Origin of the sequence: Mycobacterium sp. JS623 (assembly GCF_000328565.1) — a bacterium.
Taxonomy (GTDB): Bacteria; Actinomycetota; Actinomycetes; order Mycobacteriales; family Mycobacteriaceae; genus Mycobacterium.
In genome coordinates this window covers 2951810-2968959 of the sequence record NC_019966.1, presented here as the reverse complement: position 1 = coordinate 2968959, position 17150 = coordinate 2951810, and the positions used below count along the sequence as shown (strand labels likewise).

At 65.0% G+C, this 17150-nt stretch carries 17 protein-coding genes and 1 tRNA gene; 7 read left to right on the top strand and 11 right to left on the bottom strand.

Features of this window, described 5'->3' with window-relative positions; all coding sequences use genetic code 11:
- Positions 1–5: 5 nt before the first annotated feature.
- On the bottom strand, positions 6–386 hold the full coding sequence (locus tag MYCSM_RS14560; RefSeq protein ID WP_015306926.1) for a hypothetical protein: 381 nt from the start codon (positions 384–386) through the stop codon (positions 6–8).
- 196 nt (positions 387–582) lie between these two features.
- On the opposite strand from MYCSM_RS14560, the gene MYCSM_RS14555 reads away from it, so the two are divergent.
- From MYCSM_RS14555 to MYCSM_RS14540, 4 genes are all read left to right on the top strand, one after another.
- A complete protein-coding gene (locus MYCSM_RS14555) occupies positions 583–1020 on the top strand; it encodes a Zn-ribbon domain-containing OB-fold protein (RefSeq protein ID WP_041312092.1) in 438 nt (145 codons plus the stop codon).
- The gene (locus tag MYCSM_RS14550; protein WP_198345030.1) at positions 1002–2216 is read left to right on the top strand and encodes a lipid-transfer protein; all 1215 of its coding nucleotides are present in this window, start codon (positions 1002–1004) and stop codon (positions 2214–2216) included. The genes MYCSM_RS14555 and MYCSM_RS14550 overlap by 19 nt, the downstream gene beginning before the upstream one ends.
- 103 nt (positions 2217–2319) lie before the next feature.
- A complete protein-coding gene (locus MYCSM_RS14545; protein WP_015306923.1) occupies positions 2320–3003 on the top strand; it encodes a YwaF family protein in 684 nt (227 codons plus the stop codon).
- 8 nt (positions 3004–3011) lie between these two features.
- Entirely contained in the window at positions 3012–3326 is a 315-nt protein-coding gene (locus tag MYCSM_RS14540) for a hypothetical protein (protein ID WP_015306922.1), read from the top strand.
- A 67-nt stretch (positions 3327–3393) separates the two neighbouring features.
- Here MYCSM_RS14540 and MYCSM_RS14535 read toward each other — a convergent pair whose 3' ends face one another.
- The 6 genes from MYCSM_RS14535 to MYCSM_RS14510 all read right to left on the bottom strand — a co-directional run bounded on the left by MYCSM_RS14535 (position 3394) and on the right by MYCSM_RS14510 (position 9256).
- Positions 3394–4134 carry an ABC transporter ATP-binding protein gene (locus MYCSM_RS14535; RefSeq protein ID WP_015306921.1) on the bottom strand — a complete coding sequence of 247 codons (741 nt, stop codon included), beginning with the start codon at positions 4132–4134 and terminating at the stop codon, positions 3394–3396.
- Positions 4121–4948, bottom strand: coding sequence for an ABC transporter ATP-binding protein (locus MYCSM_RS14530; RefSeq protein WP_015306920.1), 828 nt, complete (start codon positions 4946–4948; stop codon positions 4121–4123). Before MYCSM_RS14530 ends, MYCSM_RS14535 begins: the two co-directional genes overlap by 14 nt.
- Positions 4945–6111, bottom strand: coding sequence for a branched-chain amino acid ABC transporter permease (locus MYCSM_RS14525; protein WP_015306919.1), 1167 nt, complete (start codon positions 6109–6111; stop codon positions 4945–4947). The genes MYCSM_RS14530 and MYCSM_RS14525 overlap by 4 nt, the downstream gene beginning before the upstream one ends.
- Positions 6108–7154 carry a branched-chain amino acid ABC transporter permease gene (locus MYCSM_RS14520; protein WP_015306918.1) on the bottom strand — a complete coding sequence of 349 codons (1047 nt, stop codon included), beginning with the start codon at positions 7152–7154 and terminating at the stop codon, positions 6108–6110. Before MYCSM_RS14520 ends, MYCSM_RS14525 begins: the two co-directional genes overlap by 4 nt.
- A gap of 102 nt (positions 7155–7256) precedes the next feature.
- A complete protein-coding gene (locus tag MYCSM_RS14515; RefSeq protein ID WP_015306917.1) occupies positions 7257–8468 on the bottom strand; it encodes a branched-chain amino acid ABC transporter substrate-binding protein in 1212 nt (403 codons plus the stop codon).
- 176 nt (positions 8469–8644) lie between these two features.
- Positions 8645–9256, bottom strand: coding sequence for an ANTAR domain-containing response regulator (locus tag MYCSM_RS14510; RefSeq protein ID WP_015306916.1), 612 nt, complete (start codon positions 9254–9256; stop codon positions 8645–8647).
- 78 nt (positions 9257–9334) lie between these two features.
- Here MYCSM_RS14510 and MYCSM_RS14505 point away from each other — a divergent pair.
- Positions 9335–9411, top strand: a tRNA-Leu gene (locus MYCSM_RS14505).
- Positions 9412–9553: 142 nt separating this feature from the next.
- Here the strand turns inward: MYCSM_RS14505 and MYCSM_RS14500 are convergent.
- The 3 genes from MYCSM_RS14500 to speB are packed head-to-tail and all read right to left on the bottom strand — an operon-like array spanning position 9554 to position 13538.
- Positions 9554–11002, bottom strand: a complete 1449-nt coding sequence (locus MYCSM_RS14500) for a sodium:solute symporter (protein ID WP_015306915.1) — start codon at positions 11000–11002, stop codon at positions 9554–9556.
- Between the two features lie 14 nt (positions 11003–11016).
- On the bottom strand, positions 11017–12594 hold the full coding sequence (locus MYCSM_RS14495; RefSeq protein WP_015306914.1) for a 5-guanidino-2-oxopentanoate decarboxylase: 1578 nt from the start codon (positions 12592–12594) through the stop codon (positions 11017–11019).
- Entirely contained in the window at positions 12591–13538 is a 948-nt protein-coding gene (gene speB, locus MYCSM_RS14490) for an agmatinase (RefSeq protein ID WP_015306913.1), read from the bottom strand. Before speB ends, MYCSM_RS14495 begins: the two co-directional genes overlap by 4 nt.
- An 82-nt stretch (positions 13539–13620) precedes the next feature.
- Between speB and MYCSM_RS14485 the strand changes: the two genes are divergently transcribed.
- The gene (locus MYCSM_RS14485; RefSeq protein ID WP_041314057.1) at positions 13621–15120 is read left to right on the top strand and encodes a PucR family transcriptional regulator; all 1500 of its coding nucleotides are present in this window, start codon (positions 13621–13623) and stop codon (positions 15118–15120) included.
- Between the two features lie 19 nt (positions 15121–15139).
- The gene (locus MYCSM_RS14480; protein WP_041312089.1) at positions 15140–16438 is read left to right on the top strand and encodes an adenylate/guanylate cyclase domain-containing protein; all 1299 of its coding nucleotides are present in this window, start codon (positions 15140–15142) and stop codon (positions 16436–16438) included.
- A 199-nt stretch (positions 16439–16637) separates the two neighbouring features.
- Here MYCSM_RS14480 and MYCSM_RS14475 read toward each other — a convergent pair whose 3' ends face one another.
- Positions 16638–17129 (bottom strand): Dps family protein, encoded by a 492-nt coding sequence (locus MYCSM_RS14475; RefSeq protein ID WP_041312086.1) that lies wholly within the window; start codon positions 17127–17129, stop codon positions 16638–16640.
- Positions 17130–17150: the final 21 nt, after the last annotated feature.

Sequence of the window (17150 nt, the reverse complement as noted above, 5' to 3'; positions counted from 1 at the left end):
CTCGCTCAGTAACCGAGTAGCTTGCGGAACTGCTGCCCGACAGCCATCGACTGGCCCATCCGCTGCACCCAGCCGTCGAACGCCGCTTTGGTGTCAGCCGGGTTCCAGCCGCGCTCCTGGGCGAGGGTGATCATGCCGGCTTCGTCGTTGATGCCGCGTGCCTGCGCTTCGCGGGCGAGTTCGGCGTAGTCCTGCAGCGAGATGCCGTTGATGGGCTGCCAGATCGGGTCATCGGCCGCCACCGAACGCGTCGACGGTCCGCCGAAATGGGCAGTGTCGATTGGTCCGGCGCCTTGGACGTGCACCATTCCATCCCCTTGGTGTGGTTGCGCGAATGCCTGTTGTGCCTGCTGCGCAGCCTTCTTGGCCTTATCGAAAAGTCCCATCGATGGTCTCCCAGTGAACGGGCGCCGCCTCTGTTGGCGTGCGCCATTGCGGTTGAGTAAAGACCGTCGCCGTGGCTACCGATCCCAACAAGACATCTTCAGTCGAATGAGCACGGGGGATTGGGGTAATCGGCTACCCCAGGTGCCGAACTGGAACACGTTTCAGTTTTGCTCCCGGACTCGGTACGCTGACCGCGTGTCAGCTTCTACGCAACCTGCGATCGACGGGTGGTTCGCGACCGACGGGTCCGGAGCTCCGTATCTGATCGGCGGCAAGTGCCACCAGTGTGGAACGTATGTGTTTCCGCCGCGGGCCAACAATTGCCCCAATCCCTCATGTGACGGCGACGAACTAGCTCAGGTGCCGTTGTCGCGCCGTGGCACGCTGTGGAGCTACACCGAAAACCGCTACGCCCCGCCGCCGCCCTACCCGTCGCCAGATCCGTTCGAACCGTTCGCCGTCGCGGCCGTGCAATTGGCCGACGAGGGCCTGATCGTGCTCGGCAAGGTCGTCGAGGGCACCCTGGCAGCGGATCTGAAGGTTGGCATGGAGATGGAGTTGACCACCATGCCGCTGTTCGTCGATGACGACGGCGTCGAACGCATCGTCTACGCATGGCGGATCGCGTCATGAGTCCCGAACCGCTCTACATCCTCGGCGCGGGCATGCACCCGTGGGGCAAGTGGGGCAACGACTTCACCGAGTACGGCGTGTCCGCCGCGCGCGCAGCGTTGGCCGAGGCGGGGCTGGACTGGCGTCAGATCCAGCTCGTGGCCGGCGCCGACACCATCCGCAACGGATATCCCGGCTTCGTCGCGGGGGCGACTTTCGCGCAGAAGCTCGGCTGGAACGGCGTGCCGGTGTCGTCGTCATATGCCGCATGCGCCAGCGGGTCCCAGGCATTGCAGAGCGCCCGCGCCCAGATCCTGGCCGGCTTCTGCGACGTCGCTTTGGTGATCGGCGCGGACACGACGCCGAAGGGTTTCTTCGCCCCGGTCGGCGGCGAGCGTAAGAACGACCCCGACTGGCAGCGATTTCACCTGATAGGTGCGACGAACACCGTGTACTTCGCGATGCTGGCCCGTCGCCGGATGGACCTCTACGACGCGACGCTCGAGGACTTCGCCGCGGTGAAGGTGAAGAACTCGCGTCACGGCCTGAACAATCCGAATGCGCGTTACCGCAAGGAGGCCTCCGTCGAGGACGTGTTGGCCAGTCCGGTGGTGTCGGATCCGCTTCGGCTGCTGGACATTTGCGCGACGTCAGACGGCGCCGCCGCGCTGATCGTGGCCAGCGCCGAGTTCGCGAAGAAGCATTTGGGTTCGCTGGACGGCGTGCCGTCGGTGCGCGCGGTGTCGACGGTGACGCCACGCTATCCGCAGCATCTGCCTGAATTGCCGGATATCGCAACGGATTCCACGGCGGTGGTGGCAGCGCCGGAACGAGTGTTCAAGGACCAGATCCTCGACGCCGCCTACGCCGAGGCCGGCATCGGGCCCGAGGACTTGAGCCTCGCAGAGGTCTACGATCTGTCCACCGCGCTGGAGCTGGATTGGTATGAGCACCTTGGCCTTTGCCCGAAGGGTGAGGCCGAGCAGCTGCTGCGCAGTGGAGCGACGACGATCGGCGGGCGCATCCCGGTCAATGCCTCCGGTGGGTTGGCGTGCTTCGGCGAAGCCATTCCGGCGCAGGCCATCGCGCAGGTCTGCGAGCTGACGTGGCAGCTCAAGGGGCAGGCCACCGGCCGTCAGGTCGAGGGCGCGACCGTCGGCGTCACCGCGAACCAAGGTCTGTTCGGCCACGGTTCGTCGGTCATCGTTGCTCGCTAGCTCGTCGATGTGACGAGCTGAACTTGTTGTCGAGAATTCCGGAAAATCTCGCACCCAAGCTCATGTTCGACGTGCATGTGACGCGATGGTGGTAGGCACGATAATGGCCGCACGGGAGTTCACTGCCTATGGTCCGTCGCATTGGGCCGTCATCGCCGTGTTTGCAATCGGCGCCGTGCTTTTGGTGTGGGTCGGGCGCAGGCAAACCGACGGGCAAGCCCGGCTCCTCGGGCGCATCCTCGGCGCGCTGACCGCGCTCATCTACGCCGCGATCCTGGTCTACGTCCTGACCCCGCCCACTTTGGATTCAGTGCCACTGCAACTGACCGACCTCGCGACAGTCGTCGGCGCGTACGCCTTGTGGTCGCAGAAGCACTGGGCGTACGCGCTCACCTATTACTGGGGGCTGGTGCTGAGCACGCAGGCGTTGATCTCGCCAGCGCTGCAGAGTCCCGATTTTCCGCACTATCAGTTTCTGGCGTTCTGGGCGATTCACCTGATGGTCGTGTGGGCGGCCATCTATCTGACTTGGGGTCGCGGCATGCGACCTCATTGGCGCGACTTTCGCTTGGCGGTCGTCGTCACCGTGGGATGGGCCATCGTGACGTTCACTTTCAACCGGATCACCGGAACCAATTACGGCTTCCTCAACCGAAAACCGTCCACTGCGTCGCTGTTGGACGTGATGGGGTCGTGGCCCTGGTACGTCTTCGTCGGAGCCGCGCTGATTGTGCTTGTGTGGGCGTTGATGACGTGGCCGTGGGAACGGATGCGGGCGTCGAGCTAGTGTGAGTTATGGCGGTCCCCGAAGACTGGGCGCCGGACGCATGCACGCTTCCGACGACGGAGCGCCCCCTGCGCGTCGCCGAATTCGACGACCTGTTCACCTTCGTCGTGCGCGCCGAGCGCCGGCAGCCGCAACGTCTTGAACTCGTATTGCAGCGCATTGTCGAGGCGCCTGCCCGCGAGCTGGCGCGACGGGAAAGCGCATGCTGTTCGTTCTTCACCTTTGAGTTCGAGGCCGTGGACGAGGATGTTCTGATGCGGATCGGCGTTCCGCCGGAGCACGTCGCGGTGCTCGACGCCCTCGAAGCGCGCATCACTCGATGAGCGCGAGCGACCGCCCAGGTACAGATTTGCGCGGCGTGTCGTATACAAACACGGTCGCTCGCGGGAACTAGGCGACGCCCAGGTACGCCGCGCGAATGCTGTCGTCCGCCAACAACTCTCGCGCGTTGCCCTCGCGGGTGACCTCACCGGTCTCCAGGATGTAGGCGCGATCGGACCGACTCAGCGCCTGCTGCGCGTTCTGCTCGACCAGCAGTACCGTCGTGCCCTGCGAGTTGATCTCGGCAATGATCTTGAAGATCTGCGATATCACCATCGGCGCCAGACCCATCGATGGTTCGTCAAGCAGCAGCACCTTGGGTCTGGCCATCAGTGCGCGGCCGATCGCCAACATCTGCTGCTCGCCGCCGGACAGTGTGCCGCCCACCTGGTTCTTGCGTTCGGCCAGCCGCGGGAACGTTTCGAGCACCCAGTCCAGCCGCTCCTTGTGTTCGGCCTTCGACGCGAACTTACGCCCGTAGCAACCCATTTCGATGTTCTCGGTGACGGTCATGCCGGGGAACACGCCCCGGCCCTCCGGCGCCTGAATCAGACCGTCGGTCACCCTCTTGTGTGCCTTCACGCGGGAGATGTCCTGCCCGTTGAACCACACCGAACCCGACGTCAGCGGCCGCAGGCCCGAAATCGCCCGCATCATCGTCGTTTTGCCTGCGCCATTGGAGCCCAGCAGCGTCACCAATTCGCCTTCATGCACCACCAGCGACACCCCGTGCAGGGCCTTGATGCGGCCGTAGTGCACGACGACATCGCGGGCCTCCAGCAGGATTGGGCGATCATCACTCGACGTCATCGTCGGGCACCCCCAGGTATGCGGCGACGACCTTCGGATCCTCGCGAATGTCATGCGGCAGGCCGTCGGCGATCTTGCGGCCGAATTCCAGCACCACGATCCGGTCCGTCACGCCCATCACCAGACGCATGTCATGTTCGATGAGCAACACCGTATAGCCGTCGTCGCGGATCTTGCGGATCAGCTCGATCAGCGCGGCCTTCTCGCTGGGGTTGAAGCCGGCTGCGGGTTCGTCGAGGCAAATCAGCTTGGGCTCGGTGGCCAGCGCCCTGGCGATCTCCAGCCGCCGCTGGTCGCCGTAGGGCAGGTTCTTGGCCTTCTCCTCGCCGCGGTGCGCGATGCCGACGAAGTGCAAGAGCGCCGCAGCTCGTTCGACCGCCGTCTTCTCTTCTCGGCGATGCCGCGGGGTTCGCACCAGCGCACCCGGTACCGACGTCTTGTGTCGCGCATCGGTCGCGACGACGACGTTTTCCAGCGCCGTCATTTCGCCCCACAGCCGGATGTTCTGGAACGTGCGAGCGATGCCCTTGCGGGTGATCTGGTGGCGTTTGATCCGGCCCAGCGGCGCCCCGTCGAAGATCACCGCCCCCGAACTCGGGCGGTACACGCCGGTGATCGCGTTGAAGCAGGTGGTCTTGCCCGCGCCGTTGGGTCCGATCAGGCCGAGGATCTCCCCGCGCTTGATGTTGAAGGTGACCGAGTCCAGCGCGACGAGCCCGCCGAACTTCACAGTCAAATCCTTTGTCTCCAAAAGGACTTCGCCTTCGGCGGCGTGGATCTCGCGGTGGACGCCCGCCAGGTCCTCGATTGTCATGTGGCCGGCTCCTTCTCCACTGGCGGAGTTCGCAGCCAGTCGCGGGCGGCCTTGCCGTAGGCCAACAGCCGCGCGCGGGCAGGGAACAGGCCCTCGGGCCGGAAGATCATCATGACCACAAGCGACAGCCCGAAGAACAGATACTTCAGGTCACCCATGTTGATGCCCAGGAAATGCACGCCCAGCAGTCGGTTCGGCAGATACACGATGACGAACGCGCCGAAAATCACGCCCAGTTTGTTGCCCTGCCCGCCCAGCACCACCGCACACAGGAACAGCATCGAGTTGATGATGTTGAAGCTCGGCGGCGCGACGTACTGCACCTGGCCCGCATACAACGCGCCGGACAGCCCGCCGATGGCAGCCCCCATCACGAACGCCCACAGTTTGAACCGAAACGTGTTGACGCCCATCACTTCCGCGGCGTCCTCGTCCTCCCGGATGGCGACCCACGCGCGGCCAACCCTGCTGCGCTCCAGGTTGCCGACCAACAGCAGGATGGCGACGATCAGCACCAAACCCAGCCAGAACCACCACGTTCCATAGTTGGCGTGGCCCGATGAGTTCCCATTGGAGAACACCCCTTCCGGGAGCTTCTCGCTCTCCCCCAGCCGCGGGAACGCCACCTGGCTCAGCCCCCGCGGACCGTTCGTGATGTCGGACAGGTTGTCGGCCATCAGCCGGATGATCTCGCCGAATCCCAGCGTGACGATCGCCAGGTAGTCACCGCGCAGACGCAACGTCGGGATCCCGAGGATCAGGCCCGCCAGCGCGGTAATAGCCATCGCCAGGGGCACACAAGACAGCCATGCCCACGGGGCACTGAAGGGCCCCGTGGCGCTCATCTTGTTCCACGGGCTGTTGGGGCTGGTGAGCAGCGCGACGGTGTAGGCGCCGACGGCGTAGAAGCCGACATACCCCAGGTCGAGCAAGCCAGCCTGGCCGACCACGACGTTCAACCCGATTGCGATGATCGCCACCATCGCGAACTGCGCCATCGTGCCGCCGAAGCTGATGCCGGGCGTGTCCAAGAACGGCGGCGTATACAGCGGCAGCAGCGCCAGCGCGCCGAACAGCAGGACGCCGAAGCCCCACTTCGGCACTCGGGACAGGCCGTCCCACCACTCGCGCAGGCCGTCGCCCGGAGCCAAAAGCTTGCTCATGCTCGTGCCTTCCCGAGGCTCTCCCCGAGTATGCCCGTCGGCCGGAAAAGCAGCACCAGAACCAGCAGCACGAACGCCACCACGTCGCGCCACTGGGTGCCGAACACGGCCTGGCCGTAATTCTCCATGATGCCCAACAGCAGGCCGCCGAGCAGAGCGCCGCGGAGGTTGCCGATACCGCCGAGCACCGCGGCCGAAAAAGCCTTGATGCCCAATAGGAATCCGCCGGAATAGATGATGCCCTGCGGCACCTTGAGCGTGTAGAGCAGCGCTGCGGCGCCGGCGAGCAGCCCGCCGATCAGGAATGTCGTCGTGATGATGCGTTCACGGGAAACACCCATCAGCGTTGCAGTTGTCGGGTCTTGGGCGACGGCGCGGATGCCGCGGCCGAACTTGGTCCGGTTGATCGCGAAATCCGTGAGTACCGCGAGGATCAACGCCGCGATGACGATCAGGATGGTCACGTTGGAGACCGTGGCATTGAAGATGTGGAACTGGGTCTTGGGCTGTACCAGGATGATTGGCTGTTGCGCGTTACTGCCGCCGTAGCCCTTGATGAGGTGCGGCAGGATGAAGTGGACGAATTCCTGCATCACGAATGACGCACCGATAGCCGTGATGAGAAACGTCAGCGAGCGGGCGCCCCGTCTTCGCAACGGCCGGTACGCGACGAATTCCAAACCCACCGCCGCCGAACCCGACACCAGCATCGCGAACAGCATTGCGATGCCGAGATACAACACCGTCAGCGCGATGCCCTTGTTGTACGCGTTACCGCTCGGCGTGAAGCCAAGGATGATATCGAGCGCGAAGTAGGCGCCGAACATGCCGAGCATGAAGATCTCGGAATGCGCGAAGTTGATCAGCCGTAGTACGCCGAACACCAGCGTGTAGCCGACTGCCACCAACGCATAGATGGCTCCCCAGGCAAGCCCGTCGATCGTCAACTGCCAGAAGCCGATTCGCAGGCCTTCTAGGTTGAAGTTGATGTTGGCGGCCAGACAGGCGTACTGGGCCCCGTGCTCCATGCACTCATGAATCATCCGTTGGCGGCTCTCCTCGCGAAACTTTCCTTGGCAAACAAGCGCTTCTCTAGCGAAAACGCGTCCGAGCCTTTCGGTCTCGGACGCGCTTCGCTTGAGCGACTACTGAACCTTGAAGATCCAGATGAGGTTGGTGGTGAGCTCACCGGTTGGCGTCCACTGGTACTTACGCGCCGTCCCCTGGCCGTTGTAGTTCTTGACGAAGTCGAGCAGCGCGGGCCGGGTGATGGCGCCCGAGTCGATGCCCTTGACCAGGATCGTGCCGAGGTCGTAGCCCTCTGCGCTGTAGGTGCCGGCGTCGGTGTTGAACTTCTTCTTGTACTCGTCGGCGAACGATCCGGTGGCCGGTCCGCACGGGCAGGACAGAATGGCGCCCTTGGTCGCTTCGCCACCCTGCTTGACGTACTCGGGGTCCTTGGTGCCGTCGGCCGACACGAAGGTTCCGGTGAAGCCGCCGTCCTTCAGCTGCTGGGTCAGCGGCGCCGCCTCAGAGTAGTAGCCGCCGTAGAACACCGCGTCCGGGCTGACGCCCTTGACCTGTGTGACCGCGGCGGAGAAGTCCTTGTCGCCCTTCTTCACTGAGATGTTGCATCCCGAATCGGCGATCGGCCCCAGAGTTTGACGCACCGCAGAGGCCAGCCCGAGGCCGTAATCGGTGCTGTCGTCGATCACGCAGATCTTCTTGTAGTTCAACGTGTTCTTCAAATAGTTGGCGACTGCCGGGCCCTGCACGGCATCGTTGGCCAGGCCGCGGAAGAACGTCTTCCAACCGTTTTGGCTGAGCGTCGGGTTAGTCGCGGACGCCGTGGTGGCGACAAGGCCGGCCTGGTCGAACACGGTGCCGGTGGCCTTCGTCTCGCCGGAGAACGCCGGGCCGACAAGGCCGATCGTGTACTGATCGTCGACGATCTGCGGCGCGATCGCGGTGGCCTTCTGCGGATCACCCTCGGTATCGAACGGCTTCAGCTGCACCTGGCAACCAGGGTTGGCGGCGTTGTGCTTGTCGATGGCGAGCTGCACGCCGTTTTTGATGTTGATGCCGAGCGCGGCGTCGGGGCCGTTGAGCGCGCCCGCCATCGCGATCGACACCGGCGGGCAGGTGGCCTTGCCGTCACCGGCCGGATCGGCAGGCGCGGCGCTCTGGTCCGACTTGACCTCCTTGCCTTGCTCGTCGATCTGTACCTGTTCGACGATCTTCAGCGGGGTCTGCGACGACTGTTCCTCAGGCTTGGACTGGTTGCAGCCGGCAATACCGAGGACAACCAAACCCGCACTACCGAGAGCAAATACATTCCGTGCTACGCGTGCGCGCACACTTCACCTCCGGGTCAATGTTTTCGTCGGCATCGACGCACCAGCCCTCCGCTGCCGGGGCGGCGATGCTTCGGGACGACCATAGCCAACGGGGGCCCATGTCGCGTGATGTTGGAAAACGCACACGGCTGACCGGCTGCTAAATCGCTGTCAACGGCGCGTCGGAAACGAAGTATTTACGCTTTCTCCGGCGTATCGAGGGTTTCCAGCACCACTTCGGCGACGCGCTTCATGGTGGTCCGGCGATCCATCGCGGCGCGCTGGATCCACTTGAAGGCCTCGGGCTCGGTCATCCCCTGCTTTTGCTGCAGCAAACCCTTGGCGCGTTCGACCAGCTTGCGAGTCTCCAACCGCTCCGACAGCGTTGCGACTTCGTTTTCCAGCGCGGCGATCTCACTGAACCGGCTGACGGCCACCTCGATTGCCGGGATCAAGTCGGTGATGTTGAACGGCTTGACGAGATACGCCATCGCGCCGGCGTCGCGGGCGCGCTCCACCAGATCGCGCTGACTGAACGCGGTCAGAATGACGATCGGCGCGATTCTCTTGCTGGCGATCTCGGATGCGGCGTCAATGCCGTCGCGACGCGGCATCTTGACGTCCATGATCACGAGATCGGGCCGGAGACTCTCGGCAAGATCGACGGCTTCCTGGCCGTCGCCGGCCTCGCCGACGACCTCGAAGCCTTCTTCACGCAGCATCTCGGCCAAGTCCAGCCGGATGAGCGCCTCGTCTTCGGCGACGAGAACGCGGCGCGGCTTATCGGCGTTGGTCGGTGACGCGGTCATGGCACACATTGTGGCGGTACCACGCCCGATCAGCGACCGCGGGGCATCCTCTATGGTGGGAAGCCGCGATAAAGAGAAGCCCTCGTATCCCAACTGGCAGAGGAAACGGATTCAAAACCCGTCCAGTGTGAGTTCGAATCTCACCGAGGGCACCAGCGATTGAGCCGAGCGACGCGTGAGGCCCCGCGGGTCCTCGGCGAACCCGCGAGGCTCTCACGCGCGTTGTCTTTCATCTGGCCTGCCCTAGATTTTGTTATGGCATACGGCGGATAGCCGAGGCGTCGTAATTCGGCAAACCTAAGAAACCGGTGCCGGCACTGTCTCAGCACTCTGTGGGCGGCTGCGGCGGTCCCACTCCGCGAGCACCTCGGGATCAGTGGGATCACTGGCGAGACTTGCGACCACAAACACCAACAGCCCAGACGCCAAGCCGAAGTAGATCGGCTCGTTGGCGTAGATGTCGCCCAGGTAGATCATCGTGGCCAGCGTCAAGACGGTGCCGACAGCCATGGCCGCTACCGCCCCGACGTTCGTGCCGCGCCGCCAGATCAAGCCACCGAGGATCGGGACCAGCAGTCCGCCGACGAGGATGTCGTAGGCCACGGTCAGTGCGGCGACGACATCCTGCAGCACGCACGCAATGATCACCATCACGATGCCGAATCCGAACACGTACAGCCTGTTGTTGCGGATGTGGTCGTGCTCGCTACCGGCCTCGATATCGCTGTGCCGCAACCGCGCGACGATGTCCTGACTGAACACGGTCGCGGTGGCAATCAGCGCCCCGCTCGAGGTCGACATCACCGCGGCCAGCGCGGCGGCCAACACCAAACCGGCTAGCACCGGCGGCAATTGCTGCTCAACGAACTGCGCGAACGCGTCGTCGCGGGACTCCAGCGCAGGCAGCAGCACCTTGGCCGCCATGCCGATCACGGCGCCGGCCACCGCGTAGAGCAGGCAGTACACCCCCGACGCTGCACCTGCCCAGCGCGCCACGCCCGGGCTGCGTGCCGTGAACACCCGCTGCCAGATGTCCTGGCCGATCAGCAGGCCGAACGTATAGATGACGAAGTACGTCAGGATCGTCTCGCCGCCGATCGTCGTCAGCGACGTGGCATCGGCGGGCAGCTTGTCGGCCAGCCCGGAAATGCCACCCGTCTTGTACAGCGCGATCGGCACGAGGATGAAGAAGATCCCGATCGTCTTGACCAGGAACTGCACGAAGTCGGTGAGTGTGATCGACCACATGCCGCCCAGCGTGGAGTAGATGATCACCACGCTGCCGCCAAGGATGATGGCCGGCACCTTGCCGATATCGAATAGCGCGCCGAAAATCGTGGAGTACGCAATCGTCGAAGTCACCGACAGCATCAGCGTGTAGCCCCACATCACCATCCCGGACAACACGGATGATCCTGGGCCATAACGTAATTCGAGCATCTGACTGACGGTGTACACCCGCAGCCGCTGAATCCGGCCTGCGAACAGCAGGCTCAGTGCCAGGATGCCGACACCGATCCAGAACACCAGCCACATGCCTGAGATGCCGTACTTGTAACCGAGTCCGACGCCGCCGATCGTCGACGCGCCGCCGAGCACGATCGCGGCCATGGTGCCGGAGTACAGCAGCGGGCCGAGTCGGCGACCGGCGACCAGGAAGTCGGATTGCGTTTTGGCTCTGCTCTTTCCCCAGAAGCCGAACGCGATCATGCCAAGCAGATAAATGACGACAATCGCGATATCCATGAGTAGTGGTCCTTTCAGCGGATGTCGAAATGGATGAGGGTCGGGCCGTCGGCGCCCAGCGCGCCGCGGACCATGTCGGTCAGGTCGGCCGTCGACGTCGTGCGCGCACCGCGCGCACCCATCGCGACCGCCAGCGCGGCGAAATCCGGGGTGCGCAGGTCGACACCGATCGGCGGGATGTTACGAGCCGCCTCCTGGTCGCGGATCTCCCGATAGCCACCGTTGTCGACAACGATCACCGGCACCGAAAGCCGTTGCTCGACAAGCGTTATCAGCTCCTGCACGGAAAACATCAGCGCGCCGTCACCGAGCAGCACGGCCACCGGCGTAGCCGGCTTGCCTATCGCGGCGCCGATACCCGCGGGCAGCCCGTAGCCGAGAGTCGCGAATCCGGGTGAATAGCAAAACCGGCGCGGCGCAGGCATGTCGAAGAAATGGACCGATCCGAAGTAGGTGACTTGCGAGCTGTCCCCGGTGAGCACACCGTCGGCGGGCAGTGCCGCGCGCACGGCCGCGTTGATCTCCGCATACGGGCCTGCGTCCTTGGCGGCTTCCTCGCGACATGCCACCCGTAACGCAGCGGCCCGCTCGGGCACCGACGGCCGGTTCCCGGGCAGGGCGGCGCAAAGTGCGGCGACGGTGTTGGCGGCGTCACCGAGCAGCGTGTGGTCGGCCCGGCAGTTCTTGTTCAGCTGAGCCGCGTCGATGTCGCAACGGATCACAGTCCGACCGCGAATCTGGCCCTCCCACAGATCCGAATCGCCGAGTTCTGTGCCGACCACGAGCAGCGCGTCGCTATCGGCGGCCGCCTTCTGCACGGTGCGCAATCGAACCGATGCGCCGACCGACAGCGGATGCCCCTCGTCGACGACACCCTTGCCGTTGACCGTGGTGGCGACCGGCGCTCCGAGCGTCTCGACCAGCGCGGTCAGCTCCGCTTGTGCGTCAACGGCTCCCCCGCCGGCAATGACCATGGGCTGGGTGGCAGCCGCCAACACCGCGGCGATCCGGGCAATCTCGTCCGGATCAGCTTGAGGCGCAGTAACTTTCACGGCAATACGCGGTTGGCCTGACCACTGCTGCTCCAGCACGTCGACCGGAATTTCGATGTGTACTGGGCGCGGTCGCCCACCGGTGAAGGATTCGAACGCCTCGGTGACGGCTTCGGCCGCTTCATCGGCATCGCGGACCCGCGTGCTCCAGCGGACCAGCTGACCCATCGCAGCACTGGTGTTCTTTGCCTCGTGCAGCTGTCCCAAATCCTGGTCCTCGCTGCCGGTGGGCATGCCCGACGAGACGATCAGCATCGGCTGCGACTCGGCATAAGCGGTCGCCGCGGCGGTCATGGTGTTGGTCAGCCCTGGACCGCTGGTTGCGACGACCACGCCGGGCCGTCCCGTGACTCGCGCGTAGGCCTCGGCGGCATACCCGGCGCCCTGCTCGTGACGTGGGGTGACCGCGCGGATGCCGGTCGCCGGGAAGTGGCGATACAGCTCCAGGTTGTGCGTGCCGGGAATACCGAAGATGGTGTCGACGCCATGTGCGGCAAGGGTTTCCACCACAGCCGCGCCACCGTTGCGATTCCTGGTCATTTGGAGGCCGCCAGCACGGACAACAGCTCGTACGCGACATGGGCGGCGGCGATGCCGGTGATCTCGGCGTGGTCGTACGCGGGCGCGACCTCGACGATGTCGGCGCCAACAAGGTTGACGCCCACCAGGTTTCGCAGGCAATGCAACAGCTCGCGGCTCGTGATGCCGCCCGCCTCCGGCGTGCCGGTTCCCGGTGCGTGCGCCGGGTCGAGCACGTCGATGTCGACGGACACGTAGACCGGTGCGTCGCCCAGGCGCGCCCGCATCCGTTCGATCACCGCGGCGAGGCCGTCGAGCTGGAAGTCGTCTGTGCCGATCACCTGGAAGCCGAGCACCTTGTCGTCGGTCAGATCGGTGGACGCGTACAAAGGCCCGCGAATTCCGACATGCAGGCAGTGCTCGGGATCCAGCAACCCCTCTTCGCTGGCACGACGGAACGGTGTGCCGTGAGTGAACGGCGCACCGAAGTAGGTGTCCCAGGTGTCGAGGTGAGCGTCGAAGTGCAGTACCGCGATCGGGCCGTGGTCGCGGTGCAGTGACCGCAGCAGCGGCAGCGCGATGGTGTGGTCACCGCCCAGCGTGATCAGCTTCGTCCCGCCGTAGCGCAATTCGTCAGACGCGCGCTCGATCGTGGTGATCGCCTCGGCGATGTCGAACGGGTTGACGGCGATGTCGCCTGCGTCGGCCACCTGGTGAACCGCGAAGGGCTCAACGTCCAGCCGCGGGTGATATGGCCGCAGCAGCTTCGACGCGGCGCGAATGTGGGCCGGCCCGAAGCGCGCGCCCGGCCGATAAGAGACACCCGAATCGAACGGGATGCCGACGACGGCGACGTCGGTGTGGGTGACTTGGTCGGTGCGGGGCAGGCGTGCGAATGTGGCCGGGCCGGCATAGCGCGGCACGCGGGTGGCATCTACCGGTCCGATCGGGGGCTGTGACGTCATGCCCAGAAGGCTTCCGGACATGCGCGCCGGCGGATATGGCCATTTTGTAGAGATTGTTCGACGGGTGTTCGACGATATGTCCATGTTGACCGTCGCCGAGTTGGTCGCGGATCCCGAACTCGGGCTGAAGCTGGTGGCGGGCCGCACCGGTGCCGACCGGGAGATCGAGGCCGCCGCAGTTTCCGAGCTGGTGAGTCCGGGGCCGTGGCTACAGGGCGGCGAGCTGCTGTTGACGATCGGGCTGCTGCTTCCGAAGACCGTCGACGGCTGCCGCTCCTATGTGGCCGAGCTGGATGCCGTTGGCGTGCAGGCCGTGGGGCTCGGGCTGGGCGCCGAGCTTCCCCATCAGCGGGCCCCGGCGCGGCTGATCACCGCCGCCGACGAGATCGGCATGCCACTGCTGACAGTGCCCGACCCGGTGCCTTTCATCGCCGTGACGAAGGCGGTGTTCGCCTACCGGGCGCGCGCCGAGCGCCAAGAGTTGGAATGGGCGTTGCAGACGCAGCGCGCATTGACGGCCGCCGCCGTCACACCAGGCGGATTGCTGGGCATCCTTGCCGCTCACCGCGAAACGACAGGCCGCTCGGGTGTGGTGATCGACTTACTCGGGCGGGTCCTCGCGCAATCCGACGCGAGCGGTGAGCAGTTGGTCGCACGCCTGTCGGGGTTGCTCGAGTCGGTGCGCGATCAAGGCCTCAGCGCCGCGGCCGCCGACATCAGCGAGGGCCGCAGGCGCGAGCTACATGCGCTCGGCGCACGCAGGCTGCGGGCCTGGCTGATGATCGACGGTCCTGCCGAACTTCCTGCGGCGCATCAGATTTCAGGTGATCTGGTATCGCTGCTTTCCCTTGAGCTTGAGCGCAGGCACGGGCTGAACACGACACAGCGTCGCGGGCGGGCACAAATGCTCGACCGGTTGGCCCGAGGCACAGTCGACGACGTGGTGGCGGCGCGCTGGCTGACTGCCGTAGGACTGCCCGACGCCGACCTCCGTGCGGCCGCCGTCGCCGCGCCGGATGACGCCGACGAATTGGCCGCCGACTTGCTGACCACTCTGCCTGACGGGTTGGTTCGGGTCGTTGGAGAAGTCGTCGAGCTGGCCGTGCCACTCGACACCGACCTGCCGGGCGTGCTCGCCACATTGGCAGGGCACCACCCCGCAGGCATCGGTATCGCCGTGCGCCCTGGCGCGCTGGTCGTGTCGCTGCGGCAGGCCCGCTCGGCGTTGCCCGCCAGCCGGGTGCAAGGCAGGCACATGCACGCCGAGGAGATCGCCAGCAGTCGGCTGCTGCTCAATACCGTTGGAGCTCAACCCCTTCAGGCCTACGCCGACGCGGTGCTCGGACCGCTGGACGCAACGGACCGATCCGGTGAACTGCTGCGGGGGCTGACCGCATTCCTCGAACACAACGGGCACTGGGGTTCGGCGGCCACTGCGCTGCGCGTGCACCGGCACACCATGCGAAATCGAATCGATGCGGTGGAACGACTAACCGGGCGGCGGATGGATTCCGCACAGGACCGCCACGAGTTGTGGCTGGCCCTGCGGGCCCGCGACGCCGCCCGGATGTCGTCCGACTAGCCGACTGGGGCGTTACGCTTTGAGCGTGGTGGTCAAGGTCCGCCCCGTCTGCGTGCCGGAACTGGCGCTGGAAAGCCGAGTCCCGGCCCGCACGCGCCACTACGCCGAGACCGCGGCGCGCCACCTACGGGTGCTGACCGTGACCACCCGCATTGGCGCAGCCATCAGCCTGTTCTTCGGCATCCAGGGCTTGGTTGTCGGCCCGGATGTCTGGACCGCAGTGATCAACCTCGCGAGCGGCGTGATCTTCCTACTGATCCCGCTGCTATACCCGCTCGGCGAGCTGGTTGCACCACTGGTGTTCGTCGTTGTCGCCTACGCGACCATCACCGTGGTGTGCTGGCACCTTGGCACGGGCTCGGGCCTGCCCTTCTACTACCTGGTCGCCGCGACGCTCATGGTCCTGATTCTCGGCATCGACCACATTCTGCTCGCATCGCTGCTTGCCGCCTTGGGCGTTGCCACCGTCATCGCACTGGAGTTCCTGGTCCCGTATAACACTGGCGCACAACCGGATTGGGCGTTCAGACTGGGTTTCATCCTCTCGGTCATCTCCGCGTGGGTGATGGTCGTCGCGGTGGTCTGGTATGCACTGCGCGAAACCCGTCGCGCCAGGCTCGCAATGGAAGCGGAATACGAACGGTCCGAACGGCTGCTCACGAACATCCTGCCCTCGACCATCGCCCAGCGGCTGAAAGACCCGTCGCGCAACATCATCGCCGACAAGTACGACGACGCCTCGATCCTGTTCGCCGACATCGCCGGCTATACGAAACGCGCGAGCGACACTCCGCCAAGTGATTTGGTGCGCTTCCTGGATCGCCTCTACACCGACTTGGATGCGCTGGTCGACCGACACGGCTTGGAGAAAGTGAAAACCAGCGGCGACTCATACATGGTGGTCAGCGGCGTGCCCGAGCCGCGTGACGATCATGTCGAGGCGCTCGCCTGCCTCGCGTTGGACATGGCCGAGGCTGTCGCAGACCTGAAAGACCCGCAGGGAAGGGAGGTTCCGTTGCGCATCGGCCTTGCGGCGGGTCCGGTGGTCGCGGGTGTTGTGGGGACCCGAAAGTTCTTCTATGACGTCTGGGGCGACGCGGTCAACATCGCTGCGCGAATGGAAACCACCGACGTCGAGGGCCGAATTCAGGTGCCGCAGAACGTTTATGAACGGCTCAATCACGAATTCCTGCTCGAGGAACGCGGCGAGGTCGATATCAAGGGCAAGGGTGTGATGACCACGTGGTACCTGGTCGGGCGGCGCAACGACGGGGCGGTTCGAAACGCGGTCGAACAGGGCGCCCCCGCTGGCGGCTAGTCGATGCTGGCTGCGCGCGGCGCGACGCAGGGTCTTGCCAGCAGCTCCAACGGCGCGGCGGTCACCTCGTCCGGTCGCTCTTCCATGATGTAGTGATCGCCGCCGGCCAGTCGGCTCAACGTTGCGCCAGGGATGCCGTCGGCCAGTTCAGGCGCGGTGGCATCGGAATGTCGCGGTCGCGGTCACCCCAGATGATGGCCTAGACCTTCCGATTCTCCGACTTGATCAACCAAGCCAGCTTCTCCAGACCGTCGATCAGCTGATGCAGGATGTCGGCGGTGCTGGAGTCCTCGGCATCGACGGCGTCATGCACCGTACGGATCGTGTCGACAGCCGCGTAGATGCGGCCGGTGATGAGGTCGACGACCTCGGTGGTGCCGTGCTCGTAGGCCGGGAACGCGGGCAGCGACGTGCCGGCCGCGACGGTGTCAGACCGGCCGTCCGGCACTGCATCCAGCGCGCGCATCCGCTCGGCGACGGTGTCGCTGGCTTCTCGGGCGAAGTCGACGACTTCGTCGAGTTGCAGGTGAAGGTCACGGAAGTTGGTGCCGACGACATTCCAGTGCGCCTGCTTGCCCTGCAGGTGAAGTTCGACCAGGTCGACCAGCACCCGTTGCAAGTTGGCGCCCAGCTCCGGTGATGCCTGAAAATTCTGTACTTCTGCTTCTGTGCGACGTGTTGAGGTAGCCATGTCTAAGACAACGTCCGCGTT